The following is an 18,002-nucleotide window of genomic DNA, read 5'->3' as shown; positions in this document are numbered from 1 at the left end:
GGTCAGCCTCAAGTTGCAAGCTTCAAGCTTCAAGTTAGAAGCTAAGAGCCCGCACGCAGGTTGAGTCTGCTTTTCTCTTGCAGCTTGCCGCTTACCGCTTGCCGCTAACCCCCTCATACCTCCACCTCTTTCAAACCGGACTTACCAAAGCGCCGTCCCATCCGATCAAACGCCAGGTAAATAACGGGGGTGGTAAACAAGGTCAACACCTGGCTCACCAGCAGACCGCCGACCATCACCAGACCCAGCGGTTGACGCAACTCCGCACCGGAGCCGGTCGCCAGCATCAGCGGCACGGCACCAAACAAAGCGGCCAAAGTGGTCATCAAGATCGGCCTGAAGCGCAGCAACGCCGCCTGGTAAATCGCGTCATGGGGGGCCATGCCCTGGTTGCGCTCAGCGTCGAGGGCGAAGTCGATCATCATGATCGCGTTCTTTTTCACGATGCCGATCAGCAAGATGATGCCGATGATCGCGATCATGCCCAGGTCATTGCCGCTGAGAATCAGCGCCAACAAGGCGCCGACGGCCGCCGAAGGCAAGGTCGAGAGGATGGTGATCGGGTGGATGTAGCTCTCATAGAGCACGCCCAGCACGATGTACATGGTCACCACCGCCGCCAGAATCAGCAGCAAGGTGCTCGACAACGACGCCTGGAACGCTTGTGCAGCGCCCTGGAACTCGGTTTGCACGCCAACCGGCATGCCGATGTCTTTTTGCACCTGATCAATCAGTTCGACCGCCTGCCCCAGCGCCACGCCGGGCGCCAGGTTGAACGAGACCATCACCGACGGGAACTGACCGATGTGGGAAATGGACAGTTGCGACTGACGCTCTTCAACCCTGGCCAGGCTGGACAGCCGGACCTGACCGCCATCCGTGGTTTTGACGTGGATCTGCTCCAGCGACTGCGGGCCGATTTTCTCGCCATCTTTGGCCTGCAATACCACGCGGTACTGGCTGGCCTGGGTGTAAATGGTCGAAATCTGCCGCTGGCCGAAGGCGTCGTACAGTGCGTCCGTGATGTTCGCTACCGACACCCCGAGGCGCGACGCGGCATCGCGGTCGATGACCAAAAACACCTGCAAGCCTTTGTCTTGCAGGTCGCTGGCGACATCGGTCAGTTCTGGCTGATTGCTCAAGGCCGTCACCAGTTTTTGGCTCCAGGTACTGAGCAACTCCGCATCCGGCGATGACAAGCTGAATTGGTACTGAGTGCGGCTGACGCGGTCTTCGATGGTCAAGTCCTGCACCGGCTGCATATACAGGCGAATCCCGATCAGCTTGTCCACCTGCGGTTGCAGACGCGCAATCACTGCTGAAGCACTGTCGCTGCGCTCGCTATGGGGCTTGAGATTGATCAGCATGCGCCCGCTGTTGAGGGTGGCGTTATCGCCGTCCACACCGATGTAAGACGACAGGCTTTCAACATCCGGGTCTTGCAGGATGATCTTGCCCAGCTCTTGCTGACGCTGGCTCATGGCGCTGAACGAAATCGACTGCGGCGCCTCGGAAATCCCTTGAATCACGCCCGTGTCTTGCACCGGGAAGAACCCCTTGGGCACCACCATGTACAGAAACACCGTGAGCGCGAGGGTGCCGATGGCTACCAGCAATGTCAGTGGCTGATGCTTGAGCACCCACTGCAGCATGCGCCCGTACTCGGCGATCATCCAGTCAATAAAGGCACCGCTGGCCCGGTAGAAACGGCCCTGCTCTTCGGGCTTTGGCTCGGCTTTGAGCAAGCGTGCGCACATCATCGGGGTCAGGGTGAGCGACACCACCAACGAGATCAGAATCGCCACCGCCAGAGTGATGGCAAATTCACGGAACAGCCGCCCGACCACATCCGCCATGAACAACAGCGGGATCAGCACGGCAATCAGCGACAGGGTCAGCGAGATCAGGGTAAAACCAATTTGTTTGGCGCCCTTGAGGGCGGCCTGCATCGGGGTTTCGCCCTCCTCGATATAGCGTGAAATATTTTCCAGCATGACGATGGCGTCATCGACCACAAAGCCGGTGGCAATGGTCAGGGCCATCAGTGTCAGGTTGTTGACCGAAAACCCGGCCAGGTACATCACGCCAAAGGTCCCGATCAGCGACAAAGGCACCGCAATCGACGGAATGATCGTGGCGCTGGCGCGGCGCAGAAACAGGAAGGTCACCATCACCACCAGCGCGATGGCGATCAACAATTCATGCTGCACATCACGTACCGAGGCGCGGATGGTTTGCGTGCGATCGGTCAGCACGGTGACATCGATACCGGCTGGCAGGTTGTTGGTGATGCTCGGCAACAGCGCCTTGATCCGGTCCACCACTTCAATCACGTTGGCACCGGGTTGACGCTGGATATTGAGCAATACCGCCTGATTTTCATTGGCCCAGGCGGCCAGGCGTTCGTTCTCGGCCCCGTCGACGATTTCTGCCACGTCTTTGAGTCGCAACGGCGCGCCATTGTTGTAGGCCAAAATCAGTTCGGCGTATTCCTGCGGGGTTTTCAACTGGTCGTTGGCGTCCAGCATCGACACCCGCGTCGGGCCGTCAAAGTTACCCTTGGGCTGGTTGACGTTGGAGGCGCCGATCAGGGTGCGCACATCCGCCAGGTTCAAACCATTGGCGGCCAGCGCCTCGGGGTTGACCTTGATCCTCACGGCCTGGCGCTGACCGCCGGCAATGCTGACCATGCCCACACCATTGATCTGGGCAATTTTTTGCGCCATGCGGGTATCGACCAAGTTGTTGAGCTTGGGCAACAGCATGGTTTTAGAGGTAATCGCCAAAGTAAGCACCGGGGTGTCGGCCGGGTTGACCTTGTTGTACACCGGCGGTGCCGGCAAGTCCTTGGGCAGCAGGTTGGTCGCGGCGTTGATCGCGGCCTGCACCTGCTGCTCGGCGACATCCATGTTCATGTCCAGGTTAAAGCGCAGGGTCAATACCGAAGCGCCACCGGAACTGGTCGAGGCCATCTGCGTGAGGCCGGGCATTTGCCCGAACTGGCGCTCAAGGGGCGCCGTCACCGCACTGGTCATGACATCCGGGCTGGCGCCGGGGTAAAGCGTCATCACGCGGATGGTCGGGTAATCGACCTGAGGCAAGGCCGACACCGACAGCAGGCGATACGCGATGATCCCGGACAAGACGATGGCAATCATGCACAGCGTGGTTGCAACCGGGCGCAGGATAAACAGCCGCGACAGATTCATTCGCCGGCCTTGCCCTTGCCCGTACCCTGGGCTTTGGCAGCACTTGGGTCGGCGTCCGCATCCGGACCACCTTGCAGTTGCCCTGCGGCCGATGTCGGTACTTCGCTGCTGTTGCTGACCACTTCGACCAGGCTACCTTCGCGCAAGCGATCGGTGCCTTCGAGCACCACGCGATCACCCGGTTCCAGGCCTTCTTTGACAACGGTCAAGTCGCCATCGGTCGCACCCAGTTTGAGGGTGCGGATCTTGACCTTTTTATCACCGTCCATTGCATAGACAAACGAGCCATTGGTGCCGTACTGAAGTGCTGCTGTCGGGGCCAGAATCACACCTTTGAGGGTGTCAGCCAGCAGGCGCACGTTGACGAACTGGTTGGGGAACAGCGCCTGATCGCGGTTCTCGAACAGCGCCTTGAACTTCAAGGTGCCGGTGGTGACATCAATCTGGTTATCAATACTGCTCAACACGCCGCTGGCCAACTCTTTCTGATCACCGCGATCCCAGGCTTGTACCGGCAGTTTTGCACCGCTGCGATAACGCTCCAGTACCAGAGCCAGGTTGTTTTCCGGCAAGGTGAAGCTGACCACAATTGGCTCGGTCTGAGTAATCACCACCAGCGCGGTGGTGTCGTTGGCCGCGACCAGGTTACCGACGTCCAGCTGGCGCAAGCCCACGCGGCCGCTGATCGGTGCCCGAATCTTGGTGAACTCAAGGTTGAGCTTGGCATCATTGACGGCCGCCTGATTGGTCTTGACCGTGCCCTGATATTGGCTGACCAGGGCTTCGGCCGTATCCAGCGTTTGCTTGGCGATGCTGTCCTCGGCGTAGAGACCGCGATAGCGCTGCACATCTACCTGGGCGTTTTTAAGCTGGGCCTGGTTCTGCAACAGCGTGCCTTCGGCTTGCAGCAGTGCATTTTGATAGCTGCGCGGGTCGATTTCTGCCAGCAATTCACCAGCTTTAACCATCTGCCCTTCTTTGAAGTAGACCTTGACCAACTCGCCTGCCACGCGGCTGCGCACATTGATCGTGTTCAGCGCAGTGACCGTGCCCAACGCCTTGTAGTAGATCGGGAAATCCCCCCGTGTCACCTCTGCGACCAGAACCGGCACCGGTAACGTTGAGCCACCAAAGCCCGGGCGCATCGCCCCCGTGCGGCTGGTGTGCCCGGCGGGTTGCGCGTTCTGGCCTTTTTTCGCCGATGCGGGCCAAAGCCACCAGCTCACGCCAGCAACGATCAGCAAAATCAGCAGGCCAACCAGCCAGCGACGAGAAGTGCGAGAAACAGAGGATTGCATTGAGTGATCAACCAGTTGGGCGCGAGCGCTTAATTTCAGGAGCCTGAAAGATAAGCAGTGCAGACAGTTATGAAAAGGCTCTTTACCGGCTATTTACGTTATAGCGCGTCAAAGACCTGCTTTACATTCACGACAAGGGCCTGCCCGGACTTTGATCTGTTTAGTTTCCAACACCAACACTCAACCTCAAATAATCCAGACTTGAGGCAGCCCTTGCCTCAATTGTGCCGCGCAGAGTGTCTAGAACCTGTGTGACATTATGTAGGCCGGTTTGATTATTTGATCTTTACGGGCAATAAAAAACGGCCTGGCATTCAATGCCAGGCCGTTTTCGGTGTTGCTGTACGACTTACTTCAAAACAGCCAGAGCTGCTTCGTAGTTAGGCTCTTCAGCGATTTCTTTAACCAGTTCGCTGTGCAGCACAGTGTCGTTTTCGTCCAGTACAACCACTGCGCGAGCAGTCAGGCCTTTGAGCGGGCCATCAGCGATTGCCACACCGTAGTTCTTGATGAACTCGGCACCGCGCAGCGTCGACAGGTTTTGTACGTTTTCCAGACCTTCAGCACCGCAGAAACGCGCTTGAGCGAATGGCAGGTCAGCCGAAATGCACAGCACCACGGTGTTGGCCAGTTCGTTGGCTTGTGCGTTGAACTTGCGTACCGACGTTGCGCAGGTCGGGGTGTCAACGCTTGGGAAGATGTTCAGCACTTTACGCTTACCGGCAAAATCGGCCAGCGTTACATCGGACAAATTACCGGCAACCAGCGAAAACGCTGGCGCTTTGGAACCTACTGCAGGCAGCACGCCGTCGACTTGAACAGGGTTGCCTTTAAGCGTCACTTGAGCCATGAACGATGTCCTTTTTAACTGTTTTTGAAGAGCCGGAAGTTAAACACGAAACGCGCACGCGACCTATGCCCGGAGCACAAATTGTCATGCCGGGTGTGACAAAAAGAGGGGCCCGGCACTGCCAAAGGGATGTCGCCGCGTGCCAGGGCTCTTCTAATCCTTGACCTTCTGAAATGACTGGCGCATGTCCGACGCCCAGCCATCGATCACTGCTTTCACGTCATCTGCCTTCATCACCTGGCTGGCATTGCTCAGCGGTTTGCCCGTGCCTTTGCGCACCACTTGAGCAACAACATGCTGATCGTTCCCGTCGATAAAAACGGCCTCGGTAGACAACTGGGTTTCCTGATCACGGATCCCCGAGGCCGTCGTCACCGCTGCCGCCACCAGAGCGACAGGGATGTACTCATAAGGTGCCAGGCTTTCAGTTTGGCTGCTGACGGCAGTAATCGCCGGGCGCACCACAATCACCCCTGGCCCTGGCGCGCTGGCCAGCGGCAGCACTTTACTGATCTCTCGTTTGAGCGCCTGATCGTAGTAGGCCGTAATCGCGTTCAACGTGCTCTGCGGAATTTTCTCGGTAGGTTTTGGCGCCGGATAGAGCTGGCTCGGCTCTATATACACACTGGTGTATTGGTCGACCTTGATCGTGGGATCAACCCAGCGCATGACCTCAGCCCCCGAAGGCGACCGGGCTTCTTTAAGTCGGCTGTAATCTTTTAAAAAGCCGGAGTATTCATCCGGTTGCTGAACCTTGCTGGCGCATCCGGCCAGTACCAGCGTAGCGAGGCATAACGTACCGATCATCAACCCAGGTTTCATGGTGGAAACTCCTGTATGAGACGCAACCGTTTGAACATGGAGTTGTAGGTATAGCCAACCCTCCACAGATTGCTTTTCTCGCGATTAAATCTCCTGATCAGTTGCACAACGACCTTGTTCGACGGCATTCTGCCACTTATCGTTTAAAGAACTTTTGCTCGACGACGTACTCCATCTGTACAGCCATTAATACCTTTGAGACAGAGACGCTCATGACTTCCAAGCTGGAACAACTCAAGCAGTTCACCACCGTGGTCGCAGACACCGGCGACCTCGACGCGATTACCCGCCTCAAACCCGTTGATGCCACCACCAACCCTTCCCTGCTGCTCAAGGCCGCAGCCCTGCCGGGTTATGCCGACCTGCTGAAAAACGCTATCACCCACGCCAAAGGTGATGTTGGCCTGGCCTGCGATCTTTTCGCGGTGTCGGTGGGTAGCGGTATCTTGAAGGTCATTCCGGGCCGTATCTCCACCGAAGTCGATGCGCGCCTGTCGTTTGACGAGCCAGCCCTGCTGCAAAAAGCCAATCAATTAATCGAGCTGTATGACAAGGCCGGCGTAAGCCGTGACCGCGTATTGATCAAGCTGGCGTCGACCTGGGAAGGCATCCGTGCCGCCGAGAAGCTCGAAAAAGCCGGTATCCAGACAAACCTGACCCTGCTGTTCTCGTTTGCCCAGGCCGCAGCTTGTGCCGATGCCGGGGTGTTTTTGATCTCGCCGTTCGTGGGCCGAATCTACGACTGGTACAAGAAGTCCACCGGTATTGATTACACCGGCTCAGATGATCCGGGCGTGCAGTCGGTAACCCGCATCTACAACTACTACAAGGCCAATGATTACAAGACCGTGGTCATGGGCGCGAGCTTTCGCAACACCAACCAGATCGAGCAACTGGCAGGCTGCGATCGCCTGACCATCAGCCCGGACCTGCTGGAAAAACTGGCGCTGGACGACGGCGCACTGGCGCGCAAACTCAGCCCCGGCGCGACCGGCGAGCCGCGTTTGACCCTCAACGAAGCGCAATTTCGCTGGGCTTCGAACGAAGACGCCATGGCCACTGAAAAACTGGCCGAAGGCATCCGCCAATTCGCCCGCGACCAAGAAAAACTTGAAGCCCTGCTGTCAGGTAACTAACGGCTGACACCCCACCTTCTGTTGGCGCGTCTCGCGATCTTTTGGCCATAACAAAGATCGCGAGGAGCGGTGGCCCTTTACCAAGACCCATAAGGCACCCCGTATTTTTCGATGTAGGCTTTTGTTTCTGGCTCTAACGGCAAGGCATATTTGCCATTAGTCTGGCCGCCAGAAGGCCCTTCCTTAACGATTTCTCCTTGAACCCTGGCCACTTCGATTGGGCTGACGCAAGGGCCTGAAATCCACACCTTGGCAATACCGCCGGGTGCCAACCCTACGGTCACGCCTTTGCGGTAACCGGTGATCCATTTGGCATCGGCGGCACAAAAAGCTTTCTCAGGTTTGACCATGGCCTGCTGAATGGCTTCGGGGATCACGATATAAGCCTCGTAGGTTTGTGGCTCTACCAATGATTGCCAGCGCACATAAATCAGGCGTGGTACAGCAGCCCCGTAAACATATTTACCTTTACCCCAACCGGGATAGCTGGGCCAACCGCGAGGATTACCTTTGAGGTTTTTAGGCGTCTGAATTGCGGCCACTCCACTCATGGCTCGTTTGAATACACGGTCTCGCACATCCACCGCATCTGCGGTTTCGATCCACACTTCCATATAGTTGGGAGCGAACAGTCCAAGCCGCCAGCCATCATAGGGCAACCCATTGCTGCCCTTGGCACAGCCCGCCATCAACCCAAGTACACCGCACACCCATAGCAGCTTGAATGTATTCATTGGGATGCACCGCCCGTGTGCGGCGGCCCTTTACCAAGAGCCATAAGGCACCCCGTATTTTTCGATGTAGGCTTTTGACGTTTCGCCAAGCGGGAAATGATGGCCTTCGGACTTCCCGCCATAAGGTCCTTCTTTCACTACTTCTCCCTGAACCCTGGTCACTTCGATTGGGCTGACGCAAGGGCCCGAGATCCACACCTTGGCAATACCGCCGGGGGCCAGCCCTACCGTCACGCCTTTACGGTAACCGGTGATCCATTTGGCATCGAACTCGCAAAAGGCTTTCTCAGGCTTGACCATGGCCTGCTGAATGGCTGTGGGGATCACGATATAAGCCTCGTAGGTTTGTGGCTCTACCAATGATTGCCAGCGCACATAAATCAGGCGTGGTACAGCAGCCCCGTAAACATATTTACCTTTACCCCAACCGGGATAACTTGGCCAACCGCGAGGATTACCTTTGAGGTTTTTAGGAGTCTGGATAGCGGCTACTCCACTCATGGCTCGTTTGAATACACGGTCTCGCACATCCACCGCATCTGCGGTTTCGATCCACACTTCCATGTAGTTGGGGGCGAACAGTCCAAGCCGCCAGCCATCATAGGGCAACCCATTGCTGCCCTTGGTACAGCCCACCATCAGCCCAAACACAGCGCACACCCATAGCAGCTTGAATTTACTCATTGGGATGCACCGCCCGTTTACCGCCTGCAGCCGGCCGATTAATAAAGAGCACCTCAATGTCGCTGTTGTTCTTGCCGCTGGCAGCATTCCAATTGCCTGACAAGTGGATGTATTTGCGCTGTAGTAAAGCCACCTCTTCATGGGTCAGTCCGGGAAAGCTGTCGCCGACGGCATACGCTTGCAGTTTGATGGCAATGTCGTGCAGGTCAGCAGGAATCGCCAATGCAGGGTTACGATCATCAATGGATACGAAAGGAACCCCATTTCGTACTCCCAACTCGCGCATGGCTCGCAAGTAAATCAGTGACAACTGACCATGCACTTGCCGTTCACTGCGTAGGGCGGCATACACGCGTTTCTCGGCAAACATGTCACGGCGTCTGTTATAAGGCAGAACCACCGCCCATGTGTCGACACTCCAGCGCTGCAGATAGGGCTCCAGATCCGGCAGCATAACCCCCATGAGCTGACGGGCTCGGTCATAAGCGACCGTGGAAGTTTCTGGCATGTCGACAGGCACCTGACTGCTCTGGGGTTTACTCAGCAGCACTTTTTCGGTGGCCAGAGGCAAATAACCGCCGCCAATATCGGAATGGACACCGGGCAGCTCGATGTCATTGTCGGTACGAACCAGTGAGAAGTTATGACGATATTCGCTGCGCGCCACAAATTGCACCACATAGCGCGCAATGCCAGGGGCAAGGTGCAGGTTGAGACCAGGGTTACTGGCGTTATGCGGGCTAAAGTCGCCGCTTAAGGGTGCAACCATCCCAGGCACCGTATCAAACAGGCCGATAAAGTTGAGGTTGAAATCAGTTCGGTGGCGCCATCTAAAGCCATCTGACATGCCCTTCGTTCCCGGAGGGATCGATTGGGCGATAAGGCTTTTCGGCCCCTTCAACAAGTCATTGGCACAATGCCGTGCAGCAGCGGCACCACGACTGAAGCCAAACAGATCGATAACGATTCGCCAAATAGTCAGGCCGGGATTGTTGTCTTGCAGTGTTCGAACCTGCTCCAAAATCAGCGCAGGCGCTTGCTCAACTCGCGCCACAATACCAGTGCTGCCTTGACCGCTAGCCTGGCCATAGACCGAGTCAGCTTGCCCCGTGACTGTACCGATACCTTCTAGGTAGACACTGAGAAACGCCTCTTCAGTTCCTTGCGGCAATTGCGTATCCGCATGATCCGGATACAAGTCATAAAGCCGCGCCACATTGGTGACATCGTTGCTATAGCTGTTATCCGGCGAGTTTCCTTTACCGTCAAAGCCAAAGCTCGCGCAATGCTGACGTATATCCGCGCCTTCCTGTTCACCTATACCCAAGCTAATGGCCAGGCAACCTCGCGCCGCCTCGCTGTTGCCCTGGTTATTCCCGGTGCCATCGAAGAACAAGCCCACATGCAGGGTGATGCCGGTGTCCTGTTCCTCTTCTTCGTCCTCTTCTTCCAGCTCGGGCTCGGGATTAACGGGCGCTGTTTTTTTAGGTGCCGGCGATTCGGGCCACTGAGCCAAATACTCCATGTAACTCTGCTGAGGCCCTCTGGTATCTCCCAGCACTTGGCCTCTGATGTATTGATCAGGGATCAGTCGCGGCGCAGGGCGGCACAGGCACTGGCACAAGTCGCCTTCCAGCGCGGCTTGCCGCCCTCCCAGTGATTCATCATGGCGCGGACCGCACAGTACGATAACGCCTGTGCTGCCGCACACAGGACACTCGATGCTGTCACCTTCGCGGGCCAGAATCTGGTCGTTGATTGTCATCAGCTCCCAGCCCGTCACCACCACGCCGCCCACCGTCGTCCTGGACCCGACGGTGATGTTCATGCGCTTCATACGCAGGCACCGGGCAAGGCGTGAGCGTTGTTGTGTAATAGGGTCATGTCGGCATCCTGGTTGAGGAAGGTTGAGTGCCCGCTAACTGTCAAATTGCCAGTTAGCGGCGCCCAGCCAGTATGCCGAGGGGGTGCGGAACCACCCTGTCAGAAGGATCCGTTTGGTTTGTAGTACGCGTAGCTTTCCGAGAGTTGAGAGGGAATCACGCCGGTTTTTGCGTCACAAACGCGTAAGTGATGTACGGCACGCTGACTTCCCCGCCGTGATTCAACACGCTGTGTGACGCGACAAACGCACGCAACTGCTGCTCCACCTTTTCCCGCTCATCAGGCGCCAGTGCCGAGATAAAGCTGGTGGAACGCACGCGATTGAAAATCACGTCCTCGACCGGCCCGTTATGAGGCTGAATGAACCGTTGCTCTTGCAACGGCCCAAGGCCGTCATACGGAAACGCCTGACGCCAGGCGCCGGTGTAGAAGCGTGGCGCGTCGGCTTCCCATTGATTGACCAACGCATCGAGCTCCGCCACCCACGGTACGCTGGCATCACGCAGATTCCAGATCAGCCCCAGGCGCCCGCCCGGTTTAAGCACGCGATGGATCTCGGCCAAGGCTTCATGGTTGGCAAACCAGTGAAAGGCTTGTGCGCACACCACCACGTCGACACTGGCATCGGCCAACGGAATGGCTTGTACGGTGCCTTGATGGGCTTCGACCTCAGGATGGGCCTTTGACAGCTTGGCGAGCATGGCCTGGACCGGCTCAAGCACGATCACCCGTGCGCCGGTCTGCAACAGGCGCGGGGTGAATTTGCCAGTTCCGGCACCCACTTCGAGTACCGTCTGGCCAGGCTCCAGGCCCAGGGTGTGAGTCAGCCAGGCGCTGACCTGGGGCGGGTAATCAGGGCGCCCGCGCACATAAGTATCAGCGCCCTGGGCATAGCCCTCAGCCGCAGCATGATGAAGGGTTGAGTCGCTCATCGTCTGGCTCCGCTTGGAATGGTTGCTCAACCATAGCCCAATCGTCCCCGCTGCGACATGAAACCCTTGTCAGAAGCTGTACTTCATCCCCAGCATCAGGTTGCGCGGATCGCCATAGTAGTAGGTTGAGTACAGGCCATAACCACTGAGGTATTCGCGGTCAAAGACGTTGTTGAGGTTGACCGTGGCGCTGAGGTTTTGGCTGATGTCATAACGCGCCATCAACCCCACCACCGCGAAACTGCCTTCTTTGGCGTCGGCTTTGATCGATGAGTCCAGCTCACTGTAAGTCGAACCTTGCCAGGACACATTACCGCCCACGGTCAGGTCCTTGAGGTCACCGTCCAGTTGGTAACTGGTGGCCAGTTTGAACAACTGCTCGGGATGATTGCTGTTGATGCGTTTGCCGTCCTTGTCCCGGGGTTGAGCGTAGGTGTAGCCCGCCAGCAATTGCCAGCCGCGTGCCACTTCACCGGAAATCTCGGCCTCAAAGCCCTTGGTTTTAGTGCCGTCGATGGCCTTGTAGGCATCTTCGCCGTTATCGCGCACACCATCGTATTCGGCGTAGTTGTTCTGTTTGATCAGGAACACGGCAAAACTGGTATTCAGTGCACCGTCGAAATACTCCGACTTCAAGCCCGCCTCGTAGCTTTTACCGGTCATCGGTGCGAGCACTTTATCGTTGCGATCGAAATAGCTTTGCGGGGTAAAAATCTCGGTGTAGCTGGCATAAACCGAGTGATTGGCGCTCAGGTCGTAGACGATCCCCGCATAGGGGATCGGCTTGCCGGTCTTTTTCGAATCATCCAGCGTAGGGACCGTTTGCGCAGCGTTGTAGGTCATTGTCCCCTTGCGGTCGTAGTCGACCACGCGAGCACCGAGAATGACCGATAAATCATCCGTCGGCTTGAGGCGCAAGGCGCCATAGAGCGCCGATTCCTTCGTCTTATAGCGCTGTTTCAAGCCTTGGCTCAATTGAGCAGGGCCCGGACGCGGCGCATCGTTGTTCCAGTTTTGGTAATTGATGGTCAGGTCGTCAGCATTCTCGGCCAGGTAGTCGTTGCGACGATTGCTGACATTGGCCCCCAACACCAATTCATGGCTGCGCCCCAAGAACTCAAAGGGCCCGGTGGCATAGGCGTCCAGCGTATCGGTGTTGATCTCGAAGGTTTTGGTGCCGCTCATGAACTGCGCTTCACCCGTGGTTTTGTCCGGGAACGGTCCCCAGCCCACGATATTGCCCTGCAACTGATCGGTGTTGCCCTTCCAGTGGCTGGCTTCGACTTTCAACAGCCAATCGTTATCGAAACGCTGCTCTACCCCGGCGAAGTACTTGGTGCTTTTACTGTCGGCATACGCCCACTTGGCGGCCGGGTTCATGGAGCGCTTAAAGTGGGTTCGGCTGCCATCGCTGTAATACAGCGGCAACTGGCCAAAGCTTGAACCATTGGAGTCGATTTTTTGATAGTCGATACCGGCATACAGCGTCGTATCGTCGGTCAGATCAGCCTCAGCGATGCCATAGAACACATCTTTGATGGACGAGTAACGGTCGATAAAGGAGCGTCCATCTTCATGGGCGGCCACCACGCGCCCGCGCACCGCGCCGTTTTCAGTCAAGGGGCCCGACAAGTCCAGTTCACTGCGATAGCGGTCCCACGAGCCACCGCTGCCCGACACATAGCCCTGGAAGTCTTTGGTCGGGCGTTTGCGCACCAGATTCACCGCCCCCGACGGGCTGCCCACGCCGCTCATCAAACCGGTGGAACCGCGCACCACTTCTACCCGGTCGTAAATGGCCATGTCGCGCATGCCTAGACCGTTGGTATTGGTAGTGAAGTCCGAGGTCGGTACGCCGTCGTACTGGAAGTTATCCAGGGTGAAACCGCGGGAATAGAAGTTGTAACGCTCGCTGTCATCGTGCATCACGGTTATGCCCGGCGTTTGCTCCATCACTTGAGCAATGCTGCCTAGCCCTTGATCGGTCATTTGCTGACGGGTAATGACCGTGACTGACTGCGGTGTTTCACGCAAAGAAAGGGGCAATTTGGTTGCCGTACTGGTTTCGCCCGTGGTGTAGGAATTGCTGCCTTCGGTGGTCCCGCCCAATGCCACGCCGGTCACACTGGTGGCCTGTAGTTGTAACTTGCCGTCTGCGCTGCCAGAGGTCAGCGGGTACAGCGTCCACACCCCGTTGGCCCCTTCGGTGGCGGTCAGGCCGCTGCCTTTGAGCAATTGCTGCAACGCTTGTGGTACATCAAATCGGCCCTTGAGGGCTGGCGCCTGTTTGTTCTGTACCAGTGCCGGGTCGTAAGGCAGCGAGATATTGGCCTGCTGGGCAAAGCGGTTAAGTGCGTCCTCCAGCGTACTGGCCGGCACATCGAAACTGCGTTGCGCACTGACCGATGCGGCCACCGTCATCGAAAACGGTTGCACGGCTGCCAGCACAGCACCGCCCAGCAAGACCGCCTGCAGGGCAATGGCCAAGCGGCTACGCGCGGGCAAGAAAAGAGGTTGAACGGCAGCGGACATGGGTTTTGCTCCTGCAATTAAAAGGTCTTATGCCTAGTTGTCGAAGGACGCGAAAAAACCCGCAAAGAAATTTGATAATTATTCGTATTGACACAGGCACGAGCTGGCCGCGCGATCTTTTGATCTTGGCTAAACCGCCACAATCCGCGTCCAGAACCGCGTTCTGCGCTCGATGCGCACCGCCAGCGTCTGGCTCAAGCCCTGCAATGCCTGGTCGATATGCTCGAGTTGAAACACCCCCGACACGCGCAAATCACTGACAGCGGGTTCGCACAACAACCAGCCCTGGCGATAACGCGACAGTTCGGCCGCCAAGTCTTCCAGGCGCATGTTTTTCGCCACCAGCGCCCCGCTCGTCCAACTGCTGACGTGCAAGGCCGAGGAGGTTTGCAAACGGGCCGATTGCCCATCGATCACATATTCCTTGCCCGCCTGCACCAACACCGGCTGCGTCGCCGGCAGATGGACAGCCACCATGCCCTCTTCAACCATCAGCCGGGTACGGCCAGACTCCTGGCGCACGTCAAACGCGGTGCCGATAGCCTGTAACCGCGCCTCACGGGTGTGCACCCAAAACGGTCGGCGCCCGGCCGAGGCGTCAGGGTCATTGCCGGTACGGATAAAAACCTCGCCGTCACGCAACACAATCAAGCGCTGTTGCTCGTTGAAGACAACGTCCGCAGCGCTGTCGGTATTGAGTTGCAGGCGTGTGCCATCGGCCAGATTAAACACCCGGCGCTCGCCCACGGCAGTGGCATAGTCAGCGCCAAAGGTGCGCCACGGTTGTTGTTGCCACACAAGCCCTCCCGCCCCGGCGCCCAGCACACCTAGCCCCAGGACCTTGAGCGCCTGGCGCCGTGAGCGCAGCCGACTGCTGCCACTCAAGGTGTCCAGCGCCACCCGCCCCGACAAGGCTGACGCCTGGCGAAAAGTCGACTCGGTCACTTGCAGGGCTTGCCAGGCCGCCTCATGGCTGACATGCGCGGCGCGCCATTGCTGGCAGGCTGCGTGTATCTGCGGATCAGCAGCCCCGGACTGGGTTTTCACCAGCCAGTTAATCGCCGCATCCAGCACCTCGGATGAAAACTCGACAGAACCCGACATGGCGCCGTTGCCCCCGCTCACAAGGCCGCGCGCGCCAGGAAGCAATGACGAATCGCCGTCGCCATGTACTTCTCGACCGAACTCACGCTCACCTCCAACCGCTCGGCAATCGCCTGATAGCCCAAGCCTTCGAGCCGCGACAGCAAAAAGGCAGTGCGTACGTTGGGTTTCAGGCCATCGAGCAAGGCATCGATACGTGTCAGGGTTTCCAGCAGGATCAAGCGTTCTTCGGGTGACGGCATGTCCTGTTCAGGCACGTGTGCAAGCGCCTGCAAATAAGCCTGCTCCACCTGCTGACGACGATAACGGTCAATCATCAAGCCTTTGGCAATGCTGCTCAGCCAGGCGCGCGGTTCACGCAACTGCGCGACCTGCTCCGGTTTGCCGAGCACATAAAGGAAAGTGTCCTGCGCCATGTCGTCCGCATTCTCGGCATTGCGCAGCCGCCGTCGCAGCCAATTCACCAGCCAGTGGTGATGGTCGCTATACAGATTGCGAACGTCGGTGTGCAGCAGCGATGAGTTGGACGGTGATGACGACACAAGAGCCCTCGATGCACACTGAAAATAAAATGCGAATAGGAATTTGTCGCAATAGTATTCAGAGTGCAGCCCAGACTCAAGCGTTGCACGACAAGAGACGATCAATCAGTGGCCTGTCGCTGCGCAGAACGGCAGCGACAGGCCCTGGATCAAGGGATCAGCGAGTAGACCAGCGACGAAATCGCTACCAGGCCGACCACGGTGACAAACACGTTGGAGATTTTGCCCGCGTGCTGACGCATGCTCGGCACACGACGAATCGCGTACATCGGCATCAGGAACAGAATGGCCGCAATCACCGGGCCGCCGAAGCTTTCGATCATGCGCAAAATGCTGGGGTTGAGGGTCGCAACTGCCCAGCACACCAGCAGCATGAAGGCTGCCGTCAGGCGCTCCAGGGTTTTGCCGGCAGGACGCTTGCCGGTCTTCAGAATCAACCCTTTCAGGCCCTCATTGGCACCGATGTAGTGCCCCAGGAAGGACTTGGCAATCGCCACAAACGCAATCAGCGGCGCGGCAAAGGCGATGGTCGGGTTGCTGAAGTGGTTGGCCAGGTACGACAGGATCGACAGGTTCTGCGCCTTGGCTTCGGCCAGTTGTTCAGGGGACAGCGTGAGCACGCAACTGAACACGAAGAACAGCACCATCACCACCATCAGCAGGTGCGCGCGAGAGAGGATCTGCGAGCTGCGCTCATCCGCGCTGGCGCCATAGCGGCGCTTTTGATCAACGGCAAAAGCCGAAATAATCGGTGAGTGGTTAAACGAGAACACCATCACCGGGATCGCCAGCCACAGGGTGTGCAGCAAGGCCGATGGCTCCGGCAGGGTGCTGGCCGTGGCCAGAATGCCGCCGTTCCAGTGCGGGATCAAAAACACTGCCAGAAACAGCAGCGCAGCAATGAACGGGTAAACCATCATGCTCATGGCCTTGACGATCACTTGTTCGCCGCAGCGCACCACCGTCAGCAAGCCGAGGATCAGCACCAACGACAAAATGACCCGGGGCGGTGGCGTGATGTGCAACTGATTGAGCATGAAGCTGCCGACCGTGTTGGTCAGCGCCACGCTGTAGATCAGCAGAATCGGGAAAATCGCCAGAAAGTACAGCAGCGTGATCAACGCCCCGGCTGTCAGGCCGAAGTGTTCTTCCACCACGTCAGTGATGTCTGAGCCTTCACGACCGGACAGTACAAAACGGGTCAGGCCGCGGTGCGCATAAAACGTCATGGGGAATGCCAGCAGCGCCAGGATCAACAGCGGCCAGAAGCCACCAATGCCTGCGTTGATGGGCAAAAACAAAGTACCTGCGCCAATGGCCGTGCCAAACAGGCCCAGCATCCAGGTAGTATCGTGGCGGTTCCAGCGACTGAGGGTCGCAGGTGTCGCGTCGTCAAAGCGTTCATCGACGCTGTTAGCCTGGTCATTCATCCGGTCAAATCTCCGCTAGCCGGTCGTTACCACGCAGCCGGGGCGGACAAAACACACCTTACTGACCACGCCCCAGCCATAAGAGGGCCGCGATTGTCCGGGATTAGACATAAGAAGCAAAGGTTTAGCTGAGGAATGGTGAAAATGATTGATCACACTAAAGCAAGACTTTGACACCTATTGATACACTATAGCCTTTCGAAACCTGCGCTCAAGGCCTGTTGCCCATGACTGTTTGTCACCGTTACACCGCATTTGCCGGACTGCTGCTGGCCCTGTCGCTACCTGCAGCCAACGCCGACAGTTTGATGATCACCTGGCCAGGTGGCTGGGACGTCCAGGCCGTGCCGGCCGAGGCCGACACTACCGTTCAACGCCAGCGAGCGGTGAAAAACGACGCCAATGGTGACCCGCAGATGGTCATGGAGCTGACCCAGTCGACCCTCGCGCCTGAGCACCAGGTGAACATGGACGCGGTGTTGCTGGAAATGCGCAAGACCTTGCAGAAGAACTTCGCGCAAGGGGGTTATCAGAGTGCCTGTAACAAAATCCACCCCAGCACCTTGGGCGGCCTGAAAGCGCTAGAGACCACCTGCAAAATCACCCAAAACGGCAACCACGTGATCACCCAGACCCTTGTCGCAGCGACTCAGGGCCAAAGCGCTTACGCCCTCTCCTACGCGGGTCCGGCTGACGGATACAAAGCCAACGAGCCTGAAGTCCAGGGGATCCGCGCCAGCTTGCGATTGAGCCAGACCCAGCCGTAAACCTTGTAGGAGCGAGCTTGCCTCGCGATTTTTTAAAAGATCAAAAGATCGCGAGACAAGCTCGCTCCTACAGGTTGA

The 18,002-nt window shown here is 57.6% G+C and carries 14 protein-coding genes; 2 read left to right on the top strand and 12 right to left on the bottom strand.

What is annotated here, in order from left to right:
- Positions 1 to 113: 113 nt before the first annotated feature.
- The 4 genes from TU84_RS10475 to TU84_RS10460 all read right to left on the bottom strand — a co-directional run bounded on the left by TU84_RS10475 (position 114) and on the right by TU84_RS10460 (position 6,179).
- Positions 114 to 3,209, bottom strand: a complete 3,096-nt coding sequence (locus tag TU84_RS10475) for an MdtB/MuxB family multidrug efflux RND transporter permease subunit (RefSeq protein ID WP_048368982.1) — start codon at positions 3,207 to 3,209, stop codon at positions 114 to 116.
- On the bottom strand, positions 3,206 to 4,507 hold the full coding sequence (locus TU84_RS10470; RefSeq protein WP_048368981.1) for an MdtA/MuxA family multidrug efflux RND transporter periplasmic adaptor subunit: 1,302 nt from the start codon (positions 4,505 to 4,507) through the stop codon (positions 3,206 to 3,208). The genes TU84_RS10475 and TU84_RS10470 overlap by 4 nt, the downstream gene beginning before the upstream one ends.
- Before the next feature lie 349 nt (positions 4,508 to 4,856).
- Entirely contained in the window at positions 4,857 to 5,357 is a 501-nt protein-coding gene (gene tpx, locus TU84_RS10465; protein WP_048368980.1) for a thiol peroxidase, read from the bottom strand.
- Positions 5,358 to 5,510: 153 nt separating this feature from the next.
- Positions 5,511 to 6,179, bottom strand: coding sequence for a DUF3313 domain-containing protein (locus tag TU84_RS10460; protein WP_048368979.1), 669 nt, complete (start codon positions 6,177 to 6,179; stop codon positions 5,511 to 5,513).
- 212 nt (positions 6,180 to 6,391) lie between these two features.
- Here TU84_RS10460 and tal point away from each other — a divergent pair, with 212 nt between their 5' ends.
- Entirely contained in the window at positions 6,392 to 7,315 is a 924-nt protein-coding gene (gene tal / locus TU84_RS10455; protein WP_048368978.1) for a transaldolase, read from the top strand.
- A 77-nt stretch (positions 7,316 to 7,392) separates the two neighbouring features.
- On the opposite strand, the gene TU84_RS10450 is transcribed toward tal, so the two are convergent.
- From TU84_RS10450 to TU84_RS10415, 8 genes are all read right to left on the bottom strand, one after another.
- A complete protein-coding gene (locus TU84_RS10450) occupies positions 7,393 to 8,049 on the bottom strand; it encodes a DUF2931 family protein (RefSeq protein WP_048368977.1) in 657 nt (218 codons plus the stop codon).
- 30 nt (positions 8,050 to 8,079) lie between these two features.
- Positions 8,080 to 8,733, bottom strand: coding sequence for a DUF2931 family protein (locus TU84_RS10445; protein ID WP_048368976.1), 654 nt, complete (start codon positions 8,731 to 8,733; stop codon positions 8,080 to 8,082).
- The gene (locus TU84_RS10440) at positions 8,726 to 10,570 is read right to left on the bottom strand and encodes a phospholipase effector Tle1 domain-containing protein (RefSeq protein ID WP_048368975.1); all 1,845 of its coding nucleotides are present in this window, start codon (positions 10,568 to 10,570) and stop codon (positions 8,726 to 8,728) included. Before TU84_RS10440 ends, TU84_RS10445 begins: the two co-directional genes overlap by 8 nt.
- A 202-nt stretch (positions 10,571 to 10,772) precedes the next feature.
- Entirely contained in the window at positions 10,773 to 11,549 is a 777-nt protein-coding gene (locus tag TU84_RS10435) for a class I SAM-dependent methyltransferase (protein ID WP_048368974.1), read from the bottom strand.
- A gap of 69 nt (positions 11,550 to 11,618) precedes the next feature.
- The gene (locus tag TU84_RS10430) at positions 11,619 to 14,081 is read right to left on the bottom strand and encodes a TonB-dependent siderophore receptor (RefSeq protein ID WP_048368973.1); all 2,463 of its coding nucleotides are present in this window, start codon (positions 14,079 to 14,081) and stop codon (positions 11,619 to 11,621) included.
- A gap of 129 nt (positions 14,082 to 14,210) precedes the next feature.
- On the bottom strand, positions 14,211 to 15,185 hold the full coding sequence (locus TU84_RS10425) for a FecR family protein (protein WP_048369098.1): 975 nt from the start codon (positions 15,183 to 15,185) through the stop codon (positions 14,211 to 14,213).
- A 17-nt stretch (positions 15,186 to 15,202) separates the two neighbouring features.
- Positions 15,203 to 15,727, bottom strand: a complete 525-nt coding sequence (locus TU84_RS10420; protein ID WP_048368972.1) for a sigma-70 family RNA polymerase sigma factor — start codon at positions 15,725 to 15,727, stop codon at positions 15,203 to 15,205.
- 149 nt (positions 15,728 to 15,876) lie between these two features.
- Positions 15,877 to 17,157, bottom strand: coding sequence for a serine/threonine transporter (locus TU84_RS10415; protein WP_048368971.1), 1,281 nt, complete (start codon positions 17,155 to 17,157; stop codon positions 15,877 to 15,879).
- 227 nt (positions 17,158 to 17,384) lie between these two features.
- Here TU84_RS10415 and TU84_RS10410 point away from each other — a divergent pair, with 227 nt between their 5' ends.
- Complete coding sequence (locus tag TU84_RS10410; protein ID WP_048368970.1) at positions 17,385 to 17,924, top strand: DUF4946 domain-containing protein; 540 nt, start codon at positions 17,385 to 17,387, stop codon at positions 17,922 to 17,924.
- Positions 17,925 to 18,002: the final 78 nt, after the last annotated feature.

Origin of the sequence: Pseudomonas helleri, assembly GCF_001043025.1 — a bacterium.
In the GTDB taxonomy this organism is placed as follows: Bacteria; Pseudomonadota; Gammaproteobacteria; order Pseudomonadales; family Pseudomonadaceae; genus Aquipseudomonas; species Aquipseudomonas helleri.
Note: the sequence above shows the minus strand (reverse complement) of the source record. Positions and strands in the feature narration are given on the sequence as shown.